15 protein-coding genes and 1 pseudogene are annotated in these 21900 nt (G+C 39.0%); 1 reads left to right on the top strand and 15 read right to left on the bottom strand.

From position 1 onward, the window contains the following. Positions 1–3: 3 nt before the first annotated feature. The 14 genes and pseudogenes from ruvA to GUU89_RS06075 all read right to left on the bottom strand — a co-directional run bounded on the left by ruvA (position 4) and on the right by GUU89_RS06075 (position 18438). Positions 4–585: a Holliday junction branch migration protein RuvA gene (ruvA, locus tag GUU89_RS06140; RefSeq protein ID WP_162127098.1), complete on the bottom strand. Its 582-nt coding sequence runs from the start codon at positions 583–585 to the stop codon at positions 4–6. A gap of 83 nt (positions 586–668) precedes the next feature. Next, the gene (locus tag GUU89_RS06135) at positions 669–2960 is read right to left on the bottom strand and encodes an NADP-dependent malic enzyme (RefSeq protein WP_162127097.1); all 2292 of its coding nucleotides are present in this window, start codon (positions 2958–2960) and stop codon (positions 669–671) included. 76 nt (positions 2961–3036) lie between these two features. After that, positions 3037–3963, bottom strand: coding sequence for a tRNA epoxyqueuosine(34) reductase QueG (gene queG / locus GUU89_RS06130; protein ID WP_162127096.1), 927 nt, complete (start codon positions 3961–3963; stop codon positions 3037–3039). Between the two features lie 34 nt (positions 3964–3997). After that, entirely contained in the window at positions 3998–5314 is a 1317-nt protein-coding gene (locus GUU89_RS06125) for a hypothetical protein (protein WP_162127095.1), read from the bottom strand. Beyond that, entirely contained in the window at positions 5311–5712 is a 402-nt protein-coding gene (locus GUU89_RS06120) for a hypothetical protein (RefSeq protein WP_162127094.1), read from the bottom strand. The genes GUU89_RS06125 and GUU89_RS06120 overlap by 4 nt, the downstream gene beginning before the upstream one ends. Positions 5713–5771: 59 nt before the next feature. Continuing rightward, on the bottom strand, positions 5772–6794 hold the full coding sequence (ruvB, locus tag GUU89_RS06115; RefSeq protein WP_162127093.1) for a Holliday junction branch migration DNA helicase RuvB: 1023 nt from the start codon (positions 6792–6794) through the stop codon (positions 5772–5774). Positions 6795–7081: 287 nt separating this feature from the next. Next, positions 7082–8881, bottom strand: coding sequence for a cytochrome c oxidase subunit I (locus GUU89_RS06110; RefSeq protein ID WP_162127092.1), 1800 nt, complete (start codon positions 8879–8881; stop codon positions 7082–7084). Between the two features lie 26 nt (positions 8882–8907). After that, complete coding sequence (locus GUU89_RS06105; protein ID WP_162127091.1) at positions 8908–10089, bottom strand: cytochrome c oxidase subunit II; 1182 nt, start codon at positions 10087–10089, stop codon at positions 8908–8910. 19 nt (positions 10090–10108) lie between these two features. Then, on the bottom strand, positions 10109–11434 hold the full coding sequence (locus tag GUU89_RS06100) for a quinol:cytochrome C oxidoreductase (protein ID WP_162127090.1): 1326 nt from the start codon (positions 11432–11434) through the stop codon (positions 10109–10111). A gap of 27 nt (positions 11435–11461) precedes the next feature. Further along, positions 11462–12022 carry a c-type cytochrome gene (locus GUU89_RS06095; RefSeq protein ID WP_162127089.1) on the bottom strand — a complete coding sequence of 187 codons (561 nt, stop codon included), beginning with the start codon at positions 12020–12022 and terminating at the stop codon, positions 11462–11464. A gap of 8 nt (positions 12023–12030) precedes the next feature. Continuing rightward, positions 12031–12558: a DUF3341 domain-containing protein gene (locus GUU89_RS06090; RefSeq protein ID WP_162127088.1), complete on the bottom strand. Its 528-nt coding sequence runs from the start codon at positions 12556–12558 to the stop codon at positions 12031–12033. An 8-nt stretch (positions 12559–12566) separates the two neighbouring features. Continuing rightward, entirely contained in the window at positions 12567–13976 is a 1410-nt protein-coding gene (nrfD, locus tag GUU89_RS06085; protein ID WP_162127087.1) for an NrfD/PsrC family molybdoenzyme membrane anchor subunit, read from the bottom strand. 39 nt (positions 13977–14015) lie between these two features. Then, positions 14016–17060 (bottom strand): TAT-variant-translocated molybdopterin oxidoreductase, encoded by a 3045-nt coding sequence (locus GUU89_RS06080; protein ID WP_162127086.1) that lies wholly within the window; start codon positions 17058–17060, stop codon positions 14016–14018. A 32-nt stretch (positions 17061–17092) separates the two neighbouring features. Continuing rightward, a pseudogene (locus tag GUU89_RS06075) lies at positions 17093–18438 on the bottom strand (c-type cytochrome). A 219-nt stretch (positions 18439–18657) separates the two neighbouring features. On the opposite strand from GUU89_RS06075, the gene GUU89_RS06070 reads away from it, so the two are divergent. Continuing rightward, positions 18658–19047: an SPOR domain-containing protein gene (locus GUU89_RS06070; protein WP_162127085.1), complete on the top strand. Its 390-nt coding sequence runs from the start codon at positions 18658–18660 to the stop codon at positions 19045–19047. A gap of 37 nt (positions 19048–19084) precedes the next feature. On the opposite strand, the gene infB is transcribed toward GUU89_RS06070, so the two are convergent. Continuing rightward, on the bottom strand, positions 19085–21862 hold the full coding sequence (gene infB, locus GUU89_RS06065) for a translation initiation factor IF-2 (RefSeq protein WP_162127084.1): 2778 nt from the start codon (positions 21860–21862) through the stop codon (positions 19085–19087). Positions 21863–21900: the final 38 nt, after the last annotated feature.

The following is a 21900-nucleotide window of genomic DNA, read 5'->3' as shown; positions in this document are numbered from 1 at the left end:
GAATTATAAATTTTTTAATGCTTGTTTGATAATTGTTTCAACGGTTGCTTCTGGGTTGTCTTTGATGATTTTATCCACCACCTTTTCTGCATTCTTTCTGATATAACCCAAAACCTCCAAAGCAGATAACGATTCTTCTCGATTAATATTGTGTTGTGACGTCGATATTTCGCTTAAATCATAGATTTTTAACACTTTGTCCTTTAAATCCAAAATGACGCGTTGGGCTGTTTTACCTCCAATTCCCTTAATCGATTGAATGGTGCCAACATCGCCGCTGCCAATGGCCTGAATGATTTGTTTCGGATCTAAGGAAGACAGCATCGTTCTGGCAATACTGGCGCCTATACCTGAAACCGACAACAAAAGTTTGAATAATTCTCGTTCTGATTTTTCGACAAAACCGAACAAAGAATGAGCATCTTCCTTAATTTGGAGATGAGTAAACAACTTAATAAAATCAGCATTGGGAAGTAACGAAAAAGTATGCAGCGAAATATTGATATGATAGCCAACGCCATTGCAGTCGATAACGACTTCTGTAGGCGATTTTTCCACTAATTTTCCTTGAATGTGTGCTATCATTTTGTTCGAAATCTAATTCCAAATATAGCAAAATTCTTTAATTGACAATGTCTGAGTGCTATATCTGTATAATATTACTAAATCTATTTGGCTTGCATATTATTCCTTTTCTCCTTTTCCTGAGCATCTACTACCGAAACGGCTACCATATTCACCATTTCTTCAACACTCGCTCCCAATTGAAAAATGTGTGCCGCTTTTTCCATACCGAGCATAATAGGCCCTACAGAATCAACTTTGTAAAGCTCTTTCAACAATTTATAAGTAATATTGGCCGCTTCCAGGTTTGGAAAAATCAAGGTATTTACTTTCTTGCCGGCTAATTTTGAAAACGGGAATTTAGCTTTCAACATCTCCGGATTTAAGGCGAAATCGGTTTGGATTTCTCCATCCACAATTAAGTCCGGATAATATTTATGCAAATAAGCTACCGCTTCTCTTACTTTGGAAGCACTTTCATGCGCTGAAGAGCCAAAATTTGAAAACGACACCATAGCAATCACCGGCTCCATACCAAACATTCTGGCGGTTTTGGCGGTCATCAAAGCAATTTTTGCCAATTCATCAGCTGTCGGATTGGGGTTGATGGCCGTGTCTGATAAAAACATCGGACCACGATTGGTCATCATCATATTGGTGGTTGCAATCAACGTAATTCCGGGCGCTTTTCCAATTAACTGCATCAAAGGTTTCACCGTTGACGGATAGCTTCGGGAATATCCTGAAACCATCGCATCCGCATCGCCTTCATTAACCATCATCGCCGCAAAATAATTGCGTTCTCGCATCCATCGTTGGGCATCTAACTGCGAAATTCCTCTTCGTTGACGGGCCTTCCAATAGATTTCGCCGTACTTTAATCGGCGTTTGTCTTCTTCTTTTGTTTTAGGATCTATGATGGGCACTTCGGCATCAAAACCTAATTCTTCTTTGAGTTCTAAAATCAACTCTCTGTTTCCTAAAAGTATAGGGCGAGCGATTCCTTCTTCGTATGCAATCTGTGCTGCTTTCAGTACATCCAAATGATCTGCTTCCGCAAAAACAACTCGTTTCGGGTCAGTCTTAGCGCGGTTCATAAGCAAACGCACCATTTTATTATCGGAACCTAAACGCTCTAGTAATTCTTCTTCATATTTTTCCCAATCGGTAATCGGATGGAGTGCTACGCCCGAATTCATTGCCGCTTTCGCCACAGCTGGCGCTACTACCGCAATTAATCTTGGGTCAAAGGGTTTGGGAATGATATAGTCTTTTCCGAAATTCAAACGGGTTTCCCCATAGGCAATATTTACCTGTTCCGGCACCGGTTCTTTAGCCAGTTCAGCCAAAGCGTGTACGGCTGCCATTTTCATTTCTTCATTAATTTTGGTAGCTCTCACGTCAAGTGCACCACGGAAAATGTAGGGAAACCCAAGTACATTATTCACCTGATTAGGATGATCGGAGCGACCGGTAGCCATGATGATATCTTTTCGAGTGGCAATAGCCAAATCGTAATCAATTTCAGGAATAGGATTTGCCATAGCAAACACTATAGGATCATTGGCCATGCCTAAAAGCATTTCCGGAGAAAGTATATTACCGGCCGATAATCCGAGGAAAACATCGGCATTGACTAAGGCTTCTTTGAGCGAAATCCCGGCTTTACCGTGAGTATATTTTTTTTGCAAATCAGACAAATCGGTTCGGTCTTTTGAAAGCACTCCGTCTTTATCGAACATGATAATATTTTCGGCTTTCACCCCCAACAGCATGTACAAATTGGCACAAGCTAAAGCGGCTGAACCTGCTCCGGAAACCACAACTTTGATATCCGTTGTTTTTTTCTTAGCCAATTCAAGTGCGTTTAACAATGCCGCAGAAGAAATAATAGCAGTACCGTGTTGATCATCGTGCATCACCGGAATATTCAGTTCTTCTACCAAACGTCTTTCGATTTCGAAGGATTCAGGAGCTTTGATGTCTTCTAGGTTGATTCCGCCAAAAGTGGGCGCAATATTTTTTACGGTTTGGATAAACTCTTCTATATCTTTGGTACCGACCTCTATATCAAAAACATCGATATCGGCAAAGATTTTGAATAGCAATGCCTTTCCTTCCATTACCGGTTTTGAAGCTTCGGGACCGATATCTCCCAGTCCTAAAACCGCAGTTCCGTTGGTTATAACAGCAACCAAGTTACCTTTTGAAGTATATTTATAAACGTTGTTAACGTCTTTAGCAATTTCTAAACAAGGCTCGGCCACTCCCGGCGAATAGGCCAACGACAAATCTCTTTGGGTAGCATATTTTTTAGTGGGTACCACTTTAATCTTTCCCGGTGTTGGTTTGGCGTGGTATAAAAGTGCTTCTCTTCGTTTACTGTATTTATTCATTTTAGACTTTTCTTTGAGTTACAAAGGTAGAAGACTCGCTGTAATATTGAAATATTTAAGGGTTTCTTTTTCAACATTAAATTTGCTTCAGAAAATCAATATTTCTTTTTAACCCGTCCAGTTTGGCTCGTTTCAGTGGCGAGTTGGTAAAGACTTTTTCAAAAGTTTCCTGAGTGATGTCTTCCCAGTCTTTTTTGGTATAGGAAAGCAGTTCCGGATAGGGTTTAAATAAAGGTTCGCTGTGAGCTTTTGAAAATTTATTCCACGGGCATACATCTTGGCATATATCGCAGCCAAACATCCAATCATCTAGTTTGCCTTTCATTTCGGCAGGAAGATTATTTTGTAATTCAATGGTGAAATAGGAAATGCATTTACTGCCGTCAACTATATAAGGCGCAACAATAGCCTGGGTCGGGCAAGCATCAATACAAGCAGTGCAAGAACCACAATGATCTGTGGTGGCATTATCATACTCTAAGTCCAGGTCGATAATCAGTTCGGCAATAAAATAAAAAGAACCAACCTGTTGCGTCAACAAATTACTGTTTTTCCCAATCCATCCTAAACCGCTTTTGGCCGCCCAAGCTTTATCCATAACCGGTGCAAAATCAACAAAAGCTCTACCATAAACATCTCCAATTTCGGCTTTGATATGATTTAGCAGTTTCTTTATTTTTTTCTTGATGACATTATGATAGTCTTTTCCGTAGGCATATTTCGAAATCTTATAACTGCCTTCAACCTGTTCTTGAGGCGGGTAATAGTTGAGCAAAAGTGAAATTACACTTTTAGAATCATCAACCAATAAAGTGGGGTCTAACCGCTTATCGAAGTAGTCTTCCATAAAGCTCATTTCTCCATTGTAATTTTGCTTAAGCCAATGCTCTAATCGAGGGGCTTCCTCTTCTAAAAAACCGGCTTTGGAGATGCCACAGGACAAAAAGCCGAGTCGTTTGGCTTCGGTTTTGATGAGTTGTGTATATTTTTGTTTGTTGCTCATTTGGGGTAAACTTCTTATCCTTTGTGGAAAAAATTTATCTTTTCAGTTTGAAAGAAATAAGCCGTTTTACCGACCATTTTTCGCTTGCAGAAAAAAACAAGGAGTACAACAATACAGGGAATACCTGATGGATAAGTCTGTATAGCGAAGTGGTTAGATGCCAAGTCAAATCATTTGGCGTCAATACATAAGTAAAGAAGTAAACGGTTAATAATCCAAAAATAACAACAAAAGTTAACGAAGTATAATACCTGTAATTAATAACTAGCATTACAACTATGGTATACATCAGGAATTTACAATTTTCTACAATATAGTTGCTGGCAAAATCGTATATGGTTTTGTATCTGCTGAAGTCAAAAATTTTAGTCGCATACTCATTATGCCCATTGACAAGATCACTTGATGGTGCACAGGTAAATTTAAAAACCAACACCACCAACAAGGGTAATGCAGCTCCGGCAAAGAAATACTTAATCCAATTTTTTTCTCTGAAATACTTTATTGAAAAACAGAAAGCGAATAATGCAAAAAATGCCAATCCCTCATTTTTTATCCATCCGCAAGTGGCCGCGAAAAAACCAATAAGCAACAAGTGAAATACGGGCTTATCATTTGGCAAATGATTCAGCAAAACTATGGTTATTAAAATGAAAGTTCCCAAAATAGTATCGGCCTGTTGTGTCGTTACAAAAGGGAAAAGTACTGACGTGCCACTCATTATCAAAAAAAGGCTTACGCCCAAAACGAAAAACTTCTTTTCAAAGAATGAGGCTAGTATCGTCAGCACTAATGATACCGCAATCAGATAGGCAAAAACAGCAGGTACATAGGCTGAATAAACGCCAAGTGACTTCCAAAAGACAGCTATAATTGAGGACACCAACAACGGATAATCAGGATGTGTCCAGGCAAGATCCTCCGTAAATAGGTTTTGAAAATATGCCCCATCTGCTAAAAATTTTGCATGCTGTGACCAGATAGCCCAAGCATCCCAATCACCCCACCTAACCGAAAGATTGAAAAACCTATAACTAAAAACGGATAAACCCGCCAAGATAACAACCAACAAAGGGGTTGATACATTTGAAATGTGCGCCGTGGTAAAGGCTATTTTTTTGGCTTTCTTGATTTCTGAAATTATATAGGCTAATGGAACCAGCGTAAAAACAGCCTCAAACAAAGTAAAATTGATTCGTAAAAAAAGAAAAACTACAAAAACAAACGACAGCATCGCAATGGTAAACAAAAAAGCTAAAACGCCTTTCAGAACTATATTTTTAATGGCCGTTTTTTTATCCATCAGAAGATAGGACGCTATAATCCCGAGCAATAAAATGAATACCATCATAGTTTTTTCTTTAAAAGTGTGGCTTCAAAAAATTCATTTCCGTCGGCTAATAGATACTCTTGTGCTGAGTATCCCATAATTGTTTCACTTGCGTTATGTTTATCCCGAAGCTGAAGCATATAACTGCCTGTTGGAACGTCTTCATATTTTTGAGTTACAACAACCCTTGGTGCCAACAGGAATTGTGCTTTATAATAAATTTCCGGATTGGCTTGGATATCGCTCCGGGTAAGAAAGTAAATTTTTGAACTTGACGGAACAGTTTGCTTTACTTTTGAAAATGCCTTTTCCATCTGATCAACATTATTTTCTTTATCAATATTTGGCACCAAATAATGGCTAAACATCATACCGTTAATTAAAAAAAACAGCAGCAATACTATAATGTTTCTCATCATTTAATTTTTGTTTGTTGGCCAAAAGTGATACGTCATAAAACCAGACTCAAAGCGAACGGTTAAAACAATCCGCCTTGGATGTTAGGGTTAATTTTTCCTAAGTGTTTATAGGCTTTCTCTGTTACTTCTCTTCCGCGGGGCGTGCGAATGATGAACCCTTCCTGAATTAAGAACGGTTCGTATACTTCTTCGATGGTTTCACCACTTTCGGAAACTGCCGTCGCTAAGGTTGATAACCCAACCGGCCCTCCTTTAAATTTATCGATAATAGTATTCAGAATCTTGTTATCCATTTCATCTAAACCATGCGCATCCACATGCAAGGCTTTCAAGGAAAATCGAGCAATTTCTATATCAATCTTTCCATTGCCTTTGATTTGGGCAAAATCGCGAACACGACGCAGCAGTGCATTGGCGATACGAGGCGTTCCTCTGCTTCTTCCGGCAATTTCAATAGCCGCTTCCATTGTGATAGGCATTTTTAAAATACTGGAACTTCGTTGGACTATCGTAGTTAACAGTTCGGTGTTGTAATATTGTAGTCGACTTTGGATTCCGAAACGAGCCCGCATAGGCGCTGTCAGCAATCCTGAACGGGTGGTAGCTCCAACCAGCGTAAACGGATTCAAGTTGATTTGAACAGTTCGGGCATTTGGGCCTGATTCAATCATGATATCAATCTTGAAATCTTCCATGGCAGAGTATAGATATTCTTCCACTATCGGACTTAAGCGATGGATTTCATCAATGAACAAGACATCTCTTTCTTCAAGATTAGTAAGCAACCCGGCCAAATCTCCCGGTTTATCTAAAACAGGACCGGAAGTAATTTTAATTCCAACGCCTAATTCATTGGCCAAAATGTTAGCCAAAGTCGTTTTACCCAATCCCGGCGGACCATGAAAAAGCGTATGGTCAAGTGCTTCATCTCTCAGATTAGCCGCTTCCACAAAAACCTTCAGATTGTCCAACACTTGTTCTTGCCCTGTGAAATCATCAAAAGACAAGGGTCTTAACTTTTTTTCTAAGTCGAGCTCTTCAGGATTAAAATTGGAATTGGTGGGATTGAGGTTTTCGTTCATACCGAGTCTCGGGTTAGCGTCAGTAGTGGCGCATTTAAATAATTAGATGTAAATATATGAAATTTTCCGGTTTTCGATTTTTTCAAATCCTGATAATTGAAACCAAAATTGAGCAAAGTATTGATAGCGAAAAAGTTTTTCAATCAAGTTTGTGGCACAACTTTATGTGGCAATTTTTTTGCCACACTTCTTTTTGCCACAACTAGGTAAATAGAAAAATAATTGGAAGGCTTACAAATAAAAATGCCTTTCGATAGGAAAGGCATTTTTTATATAGTAGTAAAGGATTAGTGGTGTAACACTTCTTCTCCTTCTTTCATAGGTACGTTTTGCGGAACGAAGTCATCATCGTGACCCGGTTTGCTATAGTCATAAGGCCATCTGTGTACGTGAGGAATTTCACCAGGCCAGTTTCCGTGAATGTGCTCGATTGGTGCTGTCCACTCCAATGTATTAGATTTCCATGGATTTTGAACAGTTCTTTTTCCGTAGAAAATACTACTGAAGAAGTTGTATAAGAATACTAATTGGAACGCACCTCCTACTAAAGCAAACGTAGTAATAATAACGTTTACGTTTTGTAAATCGTCAAATAACGGGAAGTTGGTGTTGGTATAATATCTTCTTGGTAAACCTGCCATTCCGATGAAGTGCATCGGGAAGAATACTCCATAAGCACACACTGCCGTTACCCAGAAGTGAACATAACCTAAGTTTTTGTTCAACATTCTTCCGAACATTTTAGGGAACCAGTGGTAAATACCGGCAAACATTCCGTAAAGTGCAGAGATACCCATTACCAAGTGGAAGTGAGCAACCACAAAGTACGTATCGTGAACGTTAATATCCAGCGTACTATCTCCTAAAATGATTCCTGTTAATCCTCCGGTAATGAAGGTAGAAACCAATCCGATAGAGAACAACATCGCAGGGTTTAACTGTAGGTTACCTTTCCATAGCGTTGTGATATAGTTAAAGGCTTTTACAGCAGAAGGAATCGCAATCAATAAAGTTGTGAAAGTAAACACAGAACCTAAGAACGGATTCATACCTGAGATAAACATGTGGTGACCCCATACAATTGTTGACAAGAAGGCAATGGCTATGATTGACATAATCATCGCTCTGTAACCAAAGATAGGTTTACGAGAGTTAGTAGCAATAATTTCAGAAGTGATTCCTAATGCCGGTAACAATACGATGTATACCTCCGGGTGTCCTAAGAACCAGAATAAGTGTTCAAACAATACTGGCGAACCTCCTTGGTAATGTAACACTTCGCCGGCAATATAGATATCAGATAAGAAGAAAGACGTTCCGAAACTTCTGTCCATGATTAACATCAAGGCGGCAGAAAGTAATACCGGGAACGAAATAACTCCAATAATAGCTGTAATAAAGAAAGCCCAAATTGTAAGTGGCAATCTTGTCATCGACATTCCTTTTGTTCTTAAGTTGATTACCGTTACGATGTAGTTCAATGAACCTAGCAAAGACGCTGCAATGAATATCGCCATAGAAACCAACCATAAAGTCATACCGGTACCTGAACCTGAAATAGCTTGTGGTAAAGCACTCAAAGGCGGATAAATTGTCCATCCTGCAGAAGCCGGTCCTGACTCTACAAATAGTGAGATAACCATAACCACACTAGACAAGAAGAATAACCAATAGGAAATCATGTTAAGGAAACCTGAGGCCATATCTCGTGCTCCGATTTGCAGCGGAATCAACAAGTTACTAAAGGTTCCGCTCAATCCTGCTGTTAATACAAAGAATACCATGATGGTACCATGAATGGTCACTAAAGCCAAATAGATTTCATTTGACATTACTCCGTTTGGAGCAAATTTATCGCCTAAAAGGAAATTAAAAATCTTGAATGATTCTTCCGGCCAAGCCAATTGCATTCTGAAAAGCATTGACATTCCAACACCAATAACTCCCATGATGATACCAGTAATCAAATACTGTTTAGCAATCATTTTGTGATCAATACTAAAAATGTATTTAGTAATGAACGTGTCTTTATGGTGGTGTTCGTGTTCGTCGTGACCGTGATCGTGGTTGTGAGCTTCTGCTGACATATGGGTTAACTTTTAAATTTTATTTATTATTTCATTTCTGCTTGAGCAACAACTGTGGTGTCAGTGCTTTTTGCTGAAGTTGTATCTTTAGTTGTAGCCGGTTTTTCAGCAGCTTTTGCTTCTGCCGCAGCTGTTTTTACTGCCTGAGCAATAGTTTTTGGTGCGTTTTCTTTTAACCAAGCTTGGTATTCTTCCGGAGTATCTACTACTACTTTCATTTGCATGTTGTAGTGAGAAGCTCCACAAATTTTGTTACACAATAACAAATAGTCAAAAGTGTATGGGTCTAAAGCTGTTTGTCCGCTAGCTACTAAAGCTTGGCTTTTCTTAGCTCTGATGGCATTAATTTCAGCTACTTTTTCAATCATAGCCGGTTTCTCTCTCATCTCAGCTGTTGTTACCGTTGGGATGAATGAAAAATTAGTTACCATACCCGGTACACAGTTCATTTGTGCTCTGAAGTGAGGCATATAAGCTGAGTGCAATACGTCTTGTGAACGCATTTTGAAAATGATTCTTTTTCCTTTAGGGATGTGTAATTCTGTAGAAGTGAAATCATCCTGTGCATTTGGATCAGATAAATCAACCCCAAGGTTGTTTACTCCTTCAATATACCTAACGTTTGCTTTTCCTAAAACATCGTCAGCACCTGAATATCTGGCTTCCCATTTGAACTGTTGTGCATAAAGTTCGATAACAATAGCATCTTCTTTATCTTTATCATCAACAAACATAATGTTGGTCCAAGCGTATAATCCGTAAAGAATCAAACCTGCTAAAACAACAGCCGGGATAACACTCCAAATAAATTCTAAGCGGTTATTATCGGCAAAGTAAAGTGCCTTTTGTCCTTGTTTCCCTCTATATTTAAAAGCGAAATAGTGTAATAAAGCTTGTGTAATGGTTTGAACAAAAAAGATCAAAACCAAAGTAATTACCATAAGATTGTCGATTTCCGGTCCATGCGCTGAGGCCGAATCTCCAATTAAAGGGAATTTGCTATAGTTCCAAAGACAGAAAATAGTGGTTAGATAAATAAAACCAAGGAAACCAAACATCAGGTAACCGTTAACTTTATTATCGTTATCATTAGCCACTTGAGTGTCATTCACATTTCCACCAACTTGTGTTAAGTCGAATATTTTAGTTAACTGCCATAGGGCAACTGCCAATAAAACTACAACTATAAGTACCAAAAGAGTTGTCATTTGTAATCTACTTTAAATATTAATAATGAAAATGTTTACTTTCTTCGATGAACGGATTACGTTTTGGAACCAACGGTGCTTTTGTTAAGGCGCTGAATACTACAAAAATGAATAATCCTAAGAAGAATAATACTGCTGCTATTTCCGGTATACCGATGAACCATTGGTCACCAACTGTTCCCGGCATAATCATATTGAAGAAATCAATATAATGTCCGAATAAAATAATCGTACCTGCCATAACGATAATCCAGAAGATACGTTTGAAATCGGTGTTGATTAATAACAATATTGGGAAAATAAAGTTCATCACAAAGGCACCCCAGAAAGTAATACCATAATCGTTAATTCTGGTAACAAAATAAGTTACCTCTTCCGGAATATTGGCATACCAAATCAACATGAATTGAGAGAACCATAAGTACGTCCAGAATACACTGATACCAAACATGAATTTTGATAAATCGTGAATATGGCTTGAATTTACGTTTTCTAAATAACCTTTAGTTTTAAGATAAATTGTTACCAATTGGATAACTGTAATACCACTCACAAAGAAACTGGCAAATACATACCACCCGAAAAGTGTACTGAACCAATGTGCGTCAACTGACATAATCCAGTCCCAAGACATGATAGACTCGGAAACGATAAAGAATACTAAGAATGCCGCTGAGATTTTAAAGTTCTTTTTGTAGAATGAGTTGTCAGTAGCTTCATCTTGTGCCAAACAGTTTTTTCTGGATAAATGTCTGTATAAATTCCATCCTCCTAAAAATATAGCGGCTCTGATAATCCAGAATGGGAAATTCAAGTAACCAGCTTTTCCGGCAATCATATGATCGTAGTTGGCGCTTCCTTTAGTTGTAATTCCTTCGGCCATCCAAGAAAACAAATGATTGAAATGCAAACCGGATAAAACTAAAATAAAAAAGAAGATAATAGAGCCAGGAAGTACATACGAAGTGACCCCTTGCATTACTCTGAATAATACCGGAGACCAACCTGCTTGTGCTACTTGTTGAATCGCATAGAAAGCTAAAGCTCCCATGGCAATCAACATAAAGAAGATACAAGCTACGTAAAGGGCAGCCCAAGGCTTATTTTGTAATTGATGAAAAACGTGTTCAACATGTTCTTTGTGCGCAGCCTCTGCTTTGGCATCGTGTTTTTCAACAGCATGTGCATTATGAGCACCTTCATGCCCATGACTTTCAGAAGCAAGTATTGTTTCTACGTCTTGAATTGTTTTTGGTGCGGTCAAAAAACCATACCCAATTCCCAATACTCCAACGAGCATTAAGACGAATGAAAAAGTTTTTAATTTACTTGAAAAGGTATACATATCTATAACAATCAGTTTATTCTACAATTATAATTTGCTTCTAAGATCCATCACGTAAGCAGCTACCATCCATCGTTCTTCTTGGCTCAATTGATTCGCATAAGAACCCATTGAATTTAAACCATACGTTTGCACATGGAAAACACTTCCTTCTGTAATTTGTCTGTCTTTGTAATTAGGAACTCCCAAGAATTTTTGTTGTTTCACTAATTTTCCTTGACCGTCACCAGCAGTACCGTGACAAATAGCACAATAAATATCAAAAAGCGCTTTTGCTTTTTCCATATCAACCGCTGTTGAATCTAACGGTGATTTTAAAGTAGCTTTCGCCAAATCATATCCTGCTGTTGTGTTTGGTATATCATAAGGAACAAATCCTCTTTTGATAGAACCATCCGGTGACAATTGTCCTTCTTTTCCTTTTAATCCTGTAGGCGAGTTGAAAGCATCAGATGCTGAATAGGTTTCGTAAGCCACAGATTCATACATGTTTGGCATGTATTGGTAGTTTGGTTTCGCATTATCTTTACAAGAGGATAAGGAAACGATGATACCTAATAATACTGCTGTTTTAAGTAAACTTTTCATATCTATTATTAATGCTTATCAATTACTTTAACTTCTACTGCGCCGGTGGCTTCGAAGAATTTTACTAATTCGGATTCATTGTCTTTAACGGCAACTTCCATTAAGAAGTGGTCATCAGTAGTTCTTACATCCGGATTTTCGGCTTGTTTGAATGGCCATAATTTACTTCTCATATAAAAGGTAATTACCATTAAGTGAGCGGCAAAAAATACGGTCATCTCAAACATTACCGGAATAAAAGCCGGCATGTTTTTGTAGTAGGCAAAACTTGGTTTACCTCCAATATCTTGTGGCCAATCCTGAATCATGATATAATTCATCATGGTGGTTGCTACTGTTAAACCGATACATCCATAAATGAATGCACAAATGGCTAGACGTGTAGGCGCAATTCCCATAGCTTTATCCAATCCGTGAACCGGGAATGGCGTAAAGACTTCTTCAATGTGATGATGAGCGGCTCTTGTTTTGTGAACTGCATCCATCAATACATCATCATCATTGTATATAGCGTGTATAACTTTATTACTACTCATAGCAATTATTAATGTTTATCTGAATGATTATGACCTTCTAATTCTCTTTGTCTTTTGAAATTTTCTCCTGACGATTTCAAAATTGTTTTAACCTCTGCTTGAGCAATCACTGGGAATGTTCTGGCGTATAAAAGGAATAATACAAAGAAGAAACCAATGGTACCGATGAAGATTCCAATATCGATGAATGTGGGTTGGAACATCGTCCATGATGATGGAAGATAATCTCTGTGTAATGAGGTTACGATGATTACGAAACGCTCAAACCACATCCCAATATTTACTACAATCGAAATGATGAAAGAGAACATGATACTGGTTCTTAATTTTTTGAACCACATGAACTGAGGTGAGAATACGTTACAAGTCATCATCGACCAGTAAGCCCACCAGTAAGGACCGGTTGCTCTGTTCAAGAAGGCGTATTGCTCATACTCTACTCCTGAATACCAAGCTACAAATAACTCGGTGATATAAGCCACCCCAACAATAGAACCTGTAATCATGATTACAATGTTCATTAACTCGATATGTTGAATGGTGATATAAGCTTCTAAGTTTGACACTTTTCTCATGATGATCAAAAGTGTGTTTACCATCGCAAATCCTGAGAATACCGCTCCGGCAACGAAGTACGGCGGGAAGATAGTGGTATGCCAACCCGGGATTACCGAAGTAGCAAAGTCAAAGGATACAATAGTGTGTACCGAAAGTACAAGAGGAGTTGCTAAACCTGCCAATACAAGAGAAACCTCTTCAAAACGTTGCCAGTCTTTTGCTCTTCCGCTCCATCCGAAAGAAAGGATAGAGTAAATTCTTTTCGTGAAAGGAGTCACGGCTCTGTCTCTTAACATCGCAAAGTCAGGTAATAAACCAGTCCACCAGAATACTAATGATACCGAAAGATACGTTGAAATCGCAAACACGTCCCATAACAATGGTGAGTTAAAGTTTACCCACAAAGAACCAAATTGGTTAGGAATAGGCAATACCCAGTAAGCTAACCATGGACGACCCATGTGAATGATTGGGAATAAACCTGCCTGGATTACCGAGAAGATGGTCATCGCTTCTGCAGAACGGTTAATCGCCATTCTCCATCTTTGGCGGAATAATAATAGTACGGCAGAGATAAGCGTTCCGGCGTGACCGATACCTACCCACCAAACGAAATTGGTGATATCCCAAGCCCAACCTACTGTTTTGTTTAATCCCCAAGAACCGATACCGGTTGAGACGGTGTAGACAATACAACCAATTCCCCAAAGGAAAGCTATTAATGCGATAGAAAATACAGTCCACCACTGTTTATTGGCTCTTCCTTCTACTGGAGCAGCTACATCTACAGTTACATCGTGATATGATTTATCACCTATAACTAAGGGTTTTCTAATGGGTGCTTCGTAATGAGACGACATAATCCTTTATATTGTTTCTTAATTAATTATTTTTTGATACTAGGTATTTCTAACTTTAACGTGGTAGAATACATTTGGTTTGGTACCCACATGCTCTAACAAATGATACATTCTTTTATCTTCTGCTAGCTTAGCCACTTTGCTTTCTTTGTTATTAACATCTCCGAAAACCATAGCTCCTGTTGTACAAGCTGCAGAACAAGCGGTTTGGAATTCATCCACATTAACTTCTCTTCCTTCGCGTTTAGCGGTTAAGATAGTCAACTGCGTTTTTTGGATACACATAGAACATTTTTCCATAACCCCACGAGAACGAACGTTTACATCCGGGTTAACCACCATACGACCTAAATCATCATTCATGTGGAAATCAAACTCGTCATTGTTGTTGTACAAGAACCAGTTGAAACGACGTACTTTATAAGGACAGTTGTTGGCACAGTAACGAGTACCTACACAACGGTTATAAGCCATTTGGTTTTGACCTTGACGACCGTGTGATGTTGCTGCCACAGGACAAACCGTTTCACAAGGAGCGTGGTTACAATGTTGACACATTACCGGTTGGAATGCCACTTGAGGATTGTCAGCCGGATTTTCCATTTGACCAAATCCACCTAATGAGCCTTTTTCACCGAACAAGCCGTTGAAGCTTTCTTTTTTCTCATTGTCTTCCGCAAAAGTATCTTGTGAAGAATAGTAACGGTCGATACGCAACCAGTGCATATCACGACTTCTTCTTACTTCTGATTTTCCAACAACAGGAACGTTATTTTCAGCATGACAAGCGATAACACAAGCGCCACATCCGGTACAAGCATTTAAATCGATTGACAAGTTAAAATGATGTCCGACTGAACGATCAAATGATTCCCATAAATCAACTTTAGTAGCTTCTACTTCTTTGTGATCTAAAGATACCATTGGCACTTCATTCCACTCTTTGCTATCTTTAGTATTGAAAATGGTTAAAGTAGTTTCTTTAATAATATCACCTCTACCCATTAAGGTTTTTTGTGACTGTACACAAGCGAACTCATGTTCCCCACCAGCTTTAGCAATAGAAGCGGATTGAACATTATTAAAGTTGTTATAAAAAGCGTAAGCGTTAACACCTACTTGCATTTCTTCTTTTAAAGCGGCTTTTTTACCGTATCCTAAAGCTAAACCTAAAGTTCCGATAGCTTGTCCAGGTTGAACAATAACAGGAACCTCCTTTTTAACTCCGTTAACCGTAAGGGCAGCATTACTTCCGTTAAGACCACCGTTAGCTACGATTTTATTTTCTAATCCTAATTTCTTAGCATCCGCCGGAGAAACGGTAACATAATTATCCCAAGATACTCTGGTGATTGGATCCGGGAATTCTTGTAACCATGGGTTGTTAGCTTGTTGACCATCTCCTAAACCGGTTTTGGTATACAATACTAATTCATATCCGTTAGCTGGTTTTGAAGCAGCTAAAGCATTAGCCGCAGCAGCGAAATCAGCAGAACCTGAAATTGAGGCAGCAGCCACACCAAGAGCGATACCATCATGAACTGTTTTGTTCCAAGTAGCCCCATTAGTATAGTTAGCTGAATTAGCTTTTAAATAATCATAAAAAGACCCTCCATTACCATTCCATGACATCAATGCTTCTTGGAATTGTTTTGAACTGAATAACGGACGGATGGTTGGTTGAACCAAAGAATAAGTTCCTTTAGTCAACATTAAGTCGTTCCATGACTCTAAGTAGTGAGGAGCCGGAACAGCTATATTGGCAATCGAAGCCGTTTCATCTTCTCTCAAAGAAAACGCTACCGATAATTTTACTTTTTTCAATCCGTTCACAAATTTAGCGCTGTCGGCCAAAGTGTAAACTGGGTTAACGCCACTCATGATTAACGTATGAACACTTCCAGCATTCATATCAGCAACCAATTGAGCCACTTTTGCATCAGAACCTTTTCTAATTTGACGGGTTCCGATAGTTGAAAATGCCTCACTTGCTAATTTCTGGTTGATAGCCAAAACCAACAATTGTGCATTTTTATCCTGAATACCTGAAACCAAAACTCCTTTGCTTCCTGCAGCCGCTAATTGTTTAGCCGCTTTTGTAGCATCAGCATTACCAGCATCTCCAGCACCATTAACAATTACGTTATAAATACCAGCTAGTGCTTTTTTCTGATCAGCTACAGTCATTGGCACACGTTTATCAGCAGCAGCACCCGACAAAGTCATGTTAGCTTCAAACTGATAGTGTTTTGACATTTTACCGGCTTGTGGAATTCTTCCTTGAGCATAACCCGAGTCAAATCCGCCACCCTGCCAATCGCCTAAGAAATCAGCTCCAATAGAAACGATTGTATTTGCTTTTGAGAAATCATAATCTACTAAAGCTCTTTCACCATACACAGCTTCGAAAGCATCTAACGCTGCTGACTCAGAAACTGAATCATAAACAACATGCTTAGCGGTTGGGTTTTTGGCGATAAACTCAGCAATCAATTTTTCAGTTGACGGGCTGGCTAACGTTCCGGTAAGTAAAACTACTTGCCCGCCTTTAGCTTTAGCATCTGCTATACTGGCTTTGATTTTTAAGTCAGCTTCTTGCCAATTAGCGTCTTTTTGAGCAACCTTAGTTACTTTAAGACGCATGCTGTCGTATAATGACAATACCGAAGCGTGAACTCTGGCATTGGCAGCAAACTTAGCCCCGGCTATAGTATTGTTTTCAATTTTAATTGGACGACCTTCACGTGTTTTTACCAATAAGTTGGCAAAATCAAAACCGTCAAACATAGTTGTTGCATAATAATCAGCAACACCAGGAATGATTTGTTCCGGTTGTAAAACGTAAGGAATTGATTTGTGTACCGGACCTTCACAAGCAGCCAAAGTTGCAGCCGCTGTACTGAATCCTACGTATTTCAAGAAATCACGACGAGTAGTTGATGAAGAAGATAATGATTCTTTATCTGACAGGAAGTCTCCGGTCGGAATTTCTTCCACGAATTCATTATTTCTAAGCGTCTCAACAATAGAACTATTTTCGTTTAGCTCCTCAACACTTTTCCAGTATTTTTTGTTCGATGACATCGTATATAAATATTAGCTTCTTAATAATTTTATTAGTAGTGACACTTACCACATTCTAAACCTCCCATTTGTGCTGCAGTCAATTTGTCTACACCATATTTTTAGAAAGTTCAGCGTGAATTTTGTCATAGTAAGCATTGCCTTCCATTTTAACATCGGTTTCACGGTGACATTTAATACACCATCCCATAGTTAAAGGAGCGAATTGCTTTTGAATTTCATAGGTTTGAACCGGACCGTGACATTTCTGACACTCAATACCCGCTACAGTTACGTGTTGTGAGTGATTGAAATAAGCAAAGTCAGGTAAGTTATGAATACGAACCCATTTTACCGGCTTAGTTTTTCCGGTGTACTTAGCACCATCCCAACCTACAGCATCGTATAATTTTTTGATTTCTCCGTCGTAGAAAGCTTTTGAATGCTCAGGAGTCGCTGTCGTATCAGAAACTTCAGAAATGTTTTTGTGACAGTTCATACACACATTCAAAGAAGGAATACCGGCATTTTTACTAACTCGGGCGGCAGAGTGACAATATTTACAATCAATACCATTGCTTCCGGCGTGGATACGGTGTGAATAGTGAATTGGTTGAATTGGTTCATAATCCTGATCCACTCCTACTTGCATCATCCATCCGTAAACAAAATAACCACTTGCCAACAACAAGAAAATTGAAGTTACAAGTACCAAAAATTGATTTCTGGCGAACGCTTTCCAAATAGGCAATGTTGCTTCTTTATCAGCTACTTCAATCCCATTAGCTTTAGCCACTTTAGCCAACACATTGTTCACAAAGAACAACATGATAACCAACATTAGCATCACTAAAGATAAGGCTCCAAGAATTACATCGTTAGAAATCCCTCCTTGTTCAGCACCAGTTCCGGGTACACCTGCTGTTCCAGTAGGTTTTGCAGGTTCCGGTTTTGGCTCATCGGTATAAGCCAAGATATTATCCACATCTTGTTTTGACAATTGAGGAAACCCTGTCATTACAGCCTTATTGTTTTCATTAAACAATTTAACCGCATCAGGATCACCCGCTTTGATCATCGCAGAACTGTTGGCAATCCAACCGTAGAACCAGTCTTTGGCATGGCGCCCAGTTACGCCTCTCAATGCCGGCCCTGTCATTTTCTTATCTAAGGCATGACACGCCGCACAGTTAGCATTAAACAAAGCTTTCCCTGCTACTGCATCACCTCCGCCAGTTGCAGCAGGTGCGGCCGGAGCAGCAGTTGCCGTTGCAGGAGTGGCTGCCGGAGCAGCTGGAGTAGCATTTTGAGATAATGAAGTTAAGGAGAATGTTAGCGAAAGCGCTAAACCGAAGAATATTTTCCTTGAAATCGAATTATGGTTACCCACCTTTTTCATATAATATAATGATTATCGACTAATGTTGGCACGATTTTTTCTGAGTTAAAATTCAGTTAAAAATCCGCTCTTTATTAAAAACTTGGACAAAAATACGACTTATGAACTATTCTCAAAACCTTAAATATATCTTAAATACCAATTTATATTAATTCTAAATAGCGTTTAGGCTTTTGTTTAAATTATTAAGTTTTACATTTGTATAAAAATCAAACTCTTATGAAATATTTATCCCAAATCAAACCTGTCACTGCCCTATTTTTACTGTTGTTTTTATCGCAAAAAATGGCAGCGCAAGACGCCAAAGTAACGGTTAGCCAAGACCCAAAATTCGAACAACTATTAAATGAAAAAAGAAAAATAAACAGTTCGATTACTATTAATGACCGTTATAAAATTCAGATATTCAACGGCGATAGTGAAAACTCCAAAAAAACACTGTTGGATTTCAAAAAGGAAAATAAGGACATGGATGCCACGGTAGTTTTCAGCACACCATTGTATAAGGTTTGGGTAGGCAATTTCAAAACCCGAATAGAGGCCGAAAAAAACCTAAACGATTTGAAGAAAAAATATCCGAATGCCTTTTTGATAAAGCCTAATAAATAAAAAAAGTCCCGAATGATTCGGGACTTTTTGTTTGGTATTATTTCAATTTTTTCTTCACTTCTACTTCCTGGAAAGCTTCGATGATATCTAATTGTTCAATGTCATTGTAATTCTTGATTTGCATACCGCAATCGTATCCTTTTGACACTTCTTTCACATCGTCTTTGAAACGTTTTAAGGTAGCCAATTCACCAGTGTATATTACAACCCCTTCACGAATTAAGCGGATTTTAGAGTTTCTGAAGATTTTACCGTCCGTAACCATACATCCTGCGATAGAACCTACTTTAGACACTTTGAATATCTCTCTGATTTCGGCTGTACCGGTGATTTCTTCTTTCATTTCCGGTGACAACATACCTTCCATCGCATCTTTCAAGTCGTTGATAGCATCATAGATGATAGAGTAACTTCTGATGTCAATTTCTTCTTTCATGGCCAATTGACGGGCATTACCGGCAGGACGCACGTTGAATCCAATGATAATAGCATCTGAAGCAGAAGCCAACATTACATCGGTTTCGGTAATCGCTCCAACCCCTTTATGAATGATATTGATTTGAATTTCTTCAGTAGACAATTTAGAGAACTCACTGGAAAGTGCTTCAACAGAACCATCCACATCTCCTTTAAGGATAATATTTAATTCTTTAAACTGACCTAAAGCAATACGACGACCAATCTCCGCCAAAGTAATATGACGTTGTGTTCTTACCGATTGTTCACGCATTAACTGAGTACGTTTAGCGGCAATTTGTTTGGCCTCTCTTTCGTCCTCAAACACATTGAATTTATCGCCCGCAGTTGACGCTCCGTCTAATCCTAAAATAGATATAGGTGTTGATGGCCCGGCTTCTTTCACATTGTGACCTCTTTCATCGTGCATGGCTTTTACCTTACCGTGATTTTTTCCGGCCAATACATAATCCCCCACTTTTAAAGTTCCTGATTGTACCAATATCGTTGATACATATCCTCTTCCTTTATCTAATTGGGCTTCAACCACAGTTCCTACTGCCGGTTTATTTGGGTTGGCTTTTAAGTCGAGGATTTCGGCTTCCAGCAATACTTTTTCTAATAATTCTTTAACACCGGTTCCTTTTTTAGCAGAGATGTCGTGGGATTGGTATTTTCCACCCCAGTCTTCTACCAATAAATTCATGGCGGCTAATTTTTCTTTGATTTTTTCAGGATTAGCTCCTTGTTTATCAATTTTGTTGATGGCAAAAATCATCGGAACACCAGCCGCTTGAGCGTGACTGATAGCCTCTTTGGTTTGTGGCATGATATCATCATCCGCCGCTACCACAATAATGGCGATATCTGTAACTTGAGCTCCACGAGCACGCATAGCAGTAAACGCTTCGTGACCCGGGGTATCTAAGAATGTGATTCTTTGACCGCCTTCTAAAGTAACCGCATAAGCACCAATGTGCTGCGTGATTCCTCCTGATTCTCCGGCGATTACATTTTCCTTACGGATATAATCCAATAACGAGGTTTTACCGTGATCTACGTGACCCATTACCGTTACGATTGGCGCACGAGTAACCAAATCTTCCGGTCTGTCTTCCACCACTTCCAAGTTTTCTTCTATATCAGTAGTGATAAATTCTACTTCATAACCAAACTCATCCGCAACGATAGAAAGTGTTTCCGCATCCAAACGTTGGTTCATGGTTACCATGATGCCTAATGACATACAGGTTCCAATCACTTTAGTAATCGGCACATCCATCATGGTGGCAATTTCACCAACCGTAACAAACTCGGTTACTTTGATGGTTTTACTTCCTTCTTCCAGCGCTTGCATTTCGTCTTCCGTTCTTTGACGGTGCGAATCACGCTTGTCTCTTCTGTATTTGGCCGCTTTAGATTTGTTTCCTTTTCCTTGTAAACGCTCTAAAGTTTCTTTGATTTGGTTTTTAACTTCTTCTTCGGTAGGCTCAACTTTTTGAACTATAGCAGGACGGGCTCCTTTTTGGAATCCTCCGCCTGGTTTGTTGCCAAATTTATTAGCACCACCTTGTGCATTATTTCCGCCACTGGTGATAGCCGGTTTCCCGCCTTCACCCGGTTTTCCCGGAATTCTTTTTCTTTTGTTTTTATTGGCCGCATTTTGTGCCGCTTGTGCCGCAGTTTGTCCGCCGGCAGGAGTCGCAGGTTTGTTAGCATCCTTTTTGAACTCCTCTTTTTTCTTTTTCGGTTTATTGAATTGTGATAAATCAATTACTTGACCGGTCAGCGTAGCCCCTGATAATTTTTGGTATTGTGTGGTGATGGTTTCATCCATCGGAGCTTCGGCTGCTGCAGGTTCTTCCTTAGCTTTAGCTACTTTTTCTTTAGGAGCTTCCACCGGAGCTGTTGGAGCTTCTTCTGCTTTTTTAGCCACCGGTTCCGGTTTTTCAACAGCAATTTTCGGAGTTTCTGCCGGTGTTGGAGTAATAGCAACCTTTGGCTCTAAATCGATTTTACCTACCTGTTTAGGGCCGGTAACCACTGCTCTGGCTTTAACTACCTCTAACTTTTGGCGCTCTTCTTCTGCTTTGCGCTTGTCTTCAATTTCTTTTTCTCTTTCTAATCGAAGCGCTTCTTTTTCTTTTCTGATTTCTTCACTTACGCCTTTAGAAGCTTCTTTGTTTCCTTTGTCTCCGGCAAATTGACCACAAAGAATATTATACACATCATCGGAAATTTTTGTGTTGGGACTGGCTTCAATAGCAATGCCCTTATCTTTAAGATAATCCACAGCTCTTTCCAAAGAAATATTTAATTCCCTTAAAACTTTATTAATTCTAATATTTCCTTCAGACATAAAATCTTTTTAATGTTTATCTATTGTTGGCGAAAGAA

This window comes from Flavobacterium phycosphaerae, assembly GCF_010119235.1.
GTDB lineage: Bacteria > Bacteroidota > Bacteroidia > Flavobacteriales > Flavobacteriaceae > Flavobacterium > Flavobacterium phycosphaerae.
This window is presented reverse-complemented; position numbering and strand designations above follow the sequence as displayed.

Bases quoted from the DNA above. Each gene is read 5' to 3' on its own strand.
- ruvA (WP_162127098.1), bottom strand. From the start codon at position 585: ATGATAGCACACATTCAAGGAAAATTAGTGGAAAAATCGCCTACAGAA.
- GUU89_RS06090 (WP_162127088.1), bottom strand. From the start codon at position 12,558: ATGAGTAGTAATAAAGTTATACACGCTATATACAATGATGATGATGTA.
- GUU89_RS06080 (WP_162127086.1), bottom strand. From the start codon at position 17,060: ATGTCATCGAACAAAAAATACTGGAAAAGTGTTGAGGAGCTAAACGAA.
- GUU89_RS06125 (WP_162127095.1), bottom strand. From the start codon at position 5,314: ATGATGGTATTCATTTTATTGCTCGGGATTATAGCGTCCTATCTTCTG.
- GUU89_RS06100 (WP_162127090.1), bottom strand. From the start codon at position 11,434: ATGTATACCTTTTCAAGTAAATTAAAAACTTTTTCATTCGTCTTAATG.
- queG (WP_162127096.1), bottom strand. From the start codon at position 3,963: ATGAGCAACAAACAAAAATATACACAACTCATCAAAACCGAAGCCAAA.
- GUU89_RS06070 (WP_162127085.1), top strand. From the start codon at position 18,658: ATGAAATATTTATCCCAAATCAAACCTGTCACTGCCCTATTTTTACTG.
- GUU89_RS06105 (WP_162127091.1), bottom strand. From the start codon at position 10,089: ATGACAACTCTTTTGGTACTTATAGTTGTAGTTTTATTGGCAGTTGCC.
- nrfD (WP_162127087.1), bottom strand. From the start codon at position 13,976: ATGTCGTCTCATTACGAAGCACCCATTAGAAAACCCTTAGTTATAGGT.
- GUU89_RS06135 (WP_162127097.1), bottom strand. From the start codon at position 2,960: ATGAATAAATACAGTAAACGAAGAGAAGCACTTTTATACCACGCCAAA.
- GUU89_RS06095 (WP_162127089.1), bottom strand. From the start codon at position 12,022: ATGAAAAGTTTACTTAAAACAGCAGTATTATTAGGTATCATCGTTTCC.
- infB (WP_162127084.1), bottom strand. From the start codon at position 21,862: ATGTCTGAAGGAAATATTAGAATTAATAAAGTTTTAAGGGAATTAAAT.
- ruvB (WP_162127093.1), bottom strand. From the start codon at position 6,794: ATGAACGAAAACCTCAATCCCACCAATTCCAATTTTAATCCTGAAGAG.
- GUU89_RS06110 (WP_162127092.1), bottom strand. From the start codon at position 8,881: ATGTCAGCAGAAGCTCACAACCACGATCACGGTCACGACGAACACGAA.
- GUU89_RS06120 (WP_162127094.1), bottom strand. From the start codon at position 5,712: ATGATGAGAAACATTATAGTATTGCTGCTGTTTTTTTTAATTAACGGT.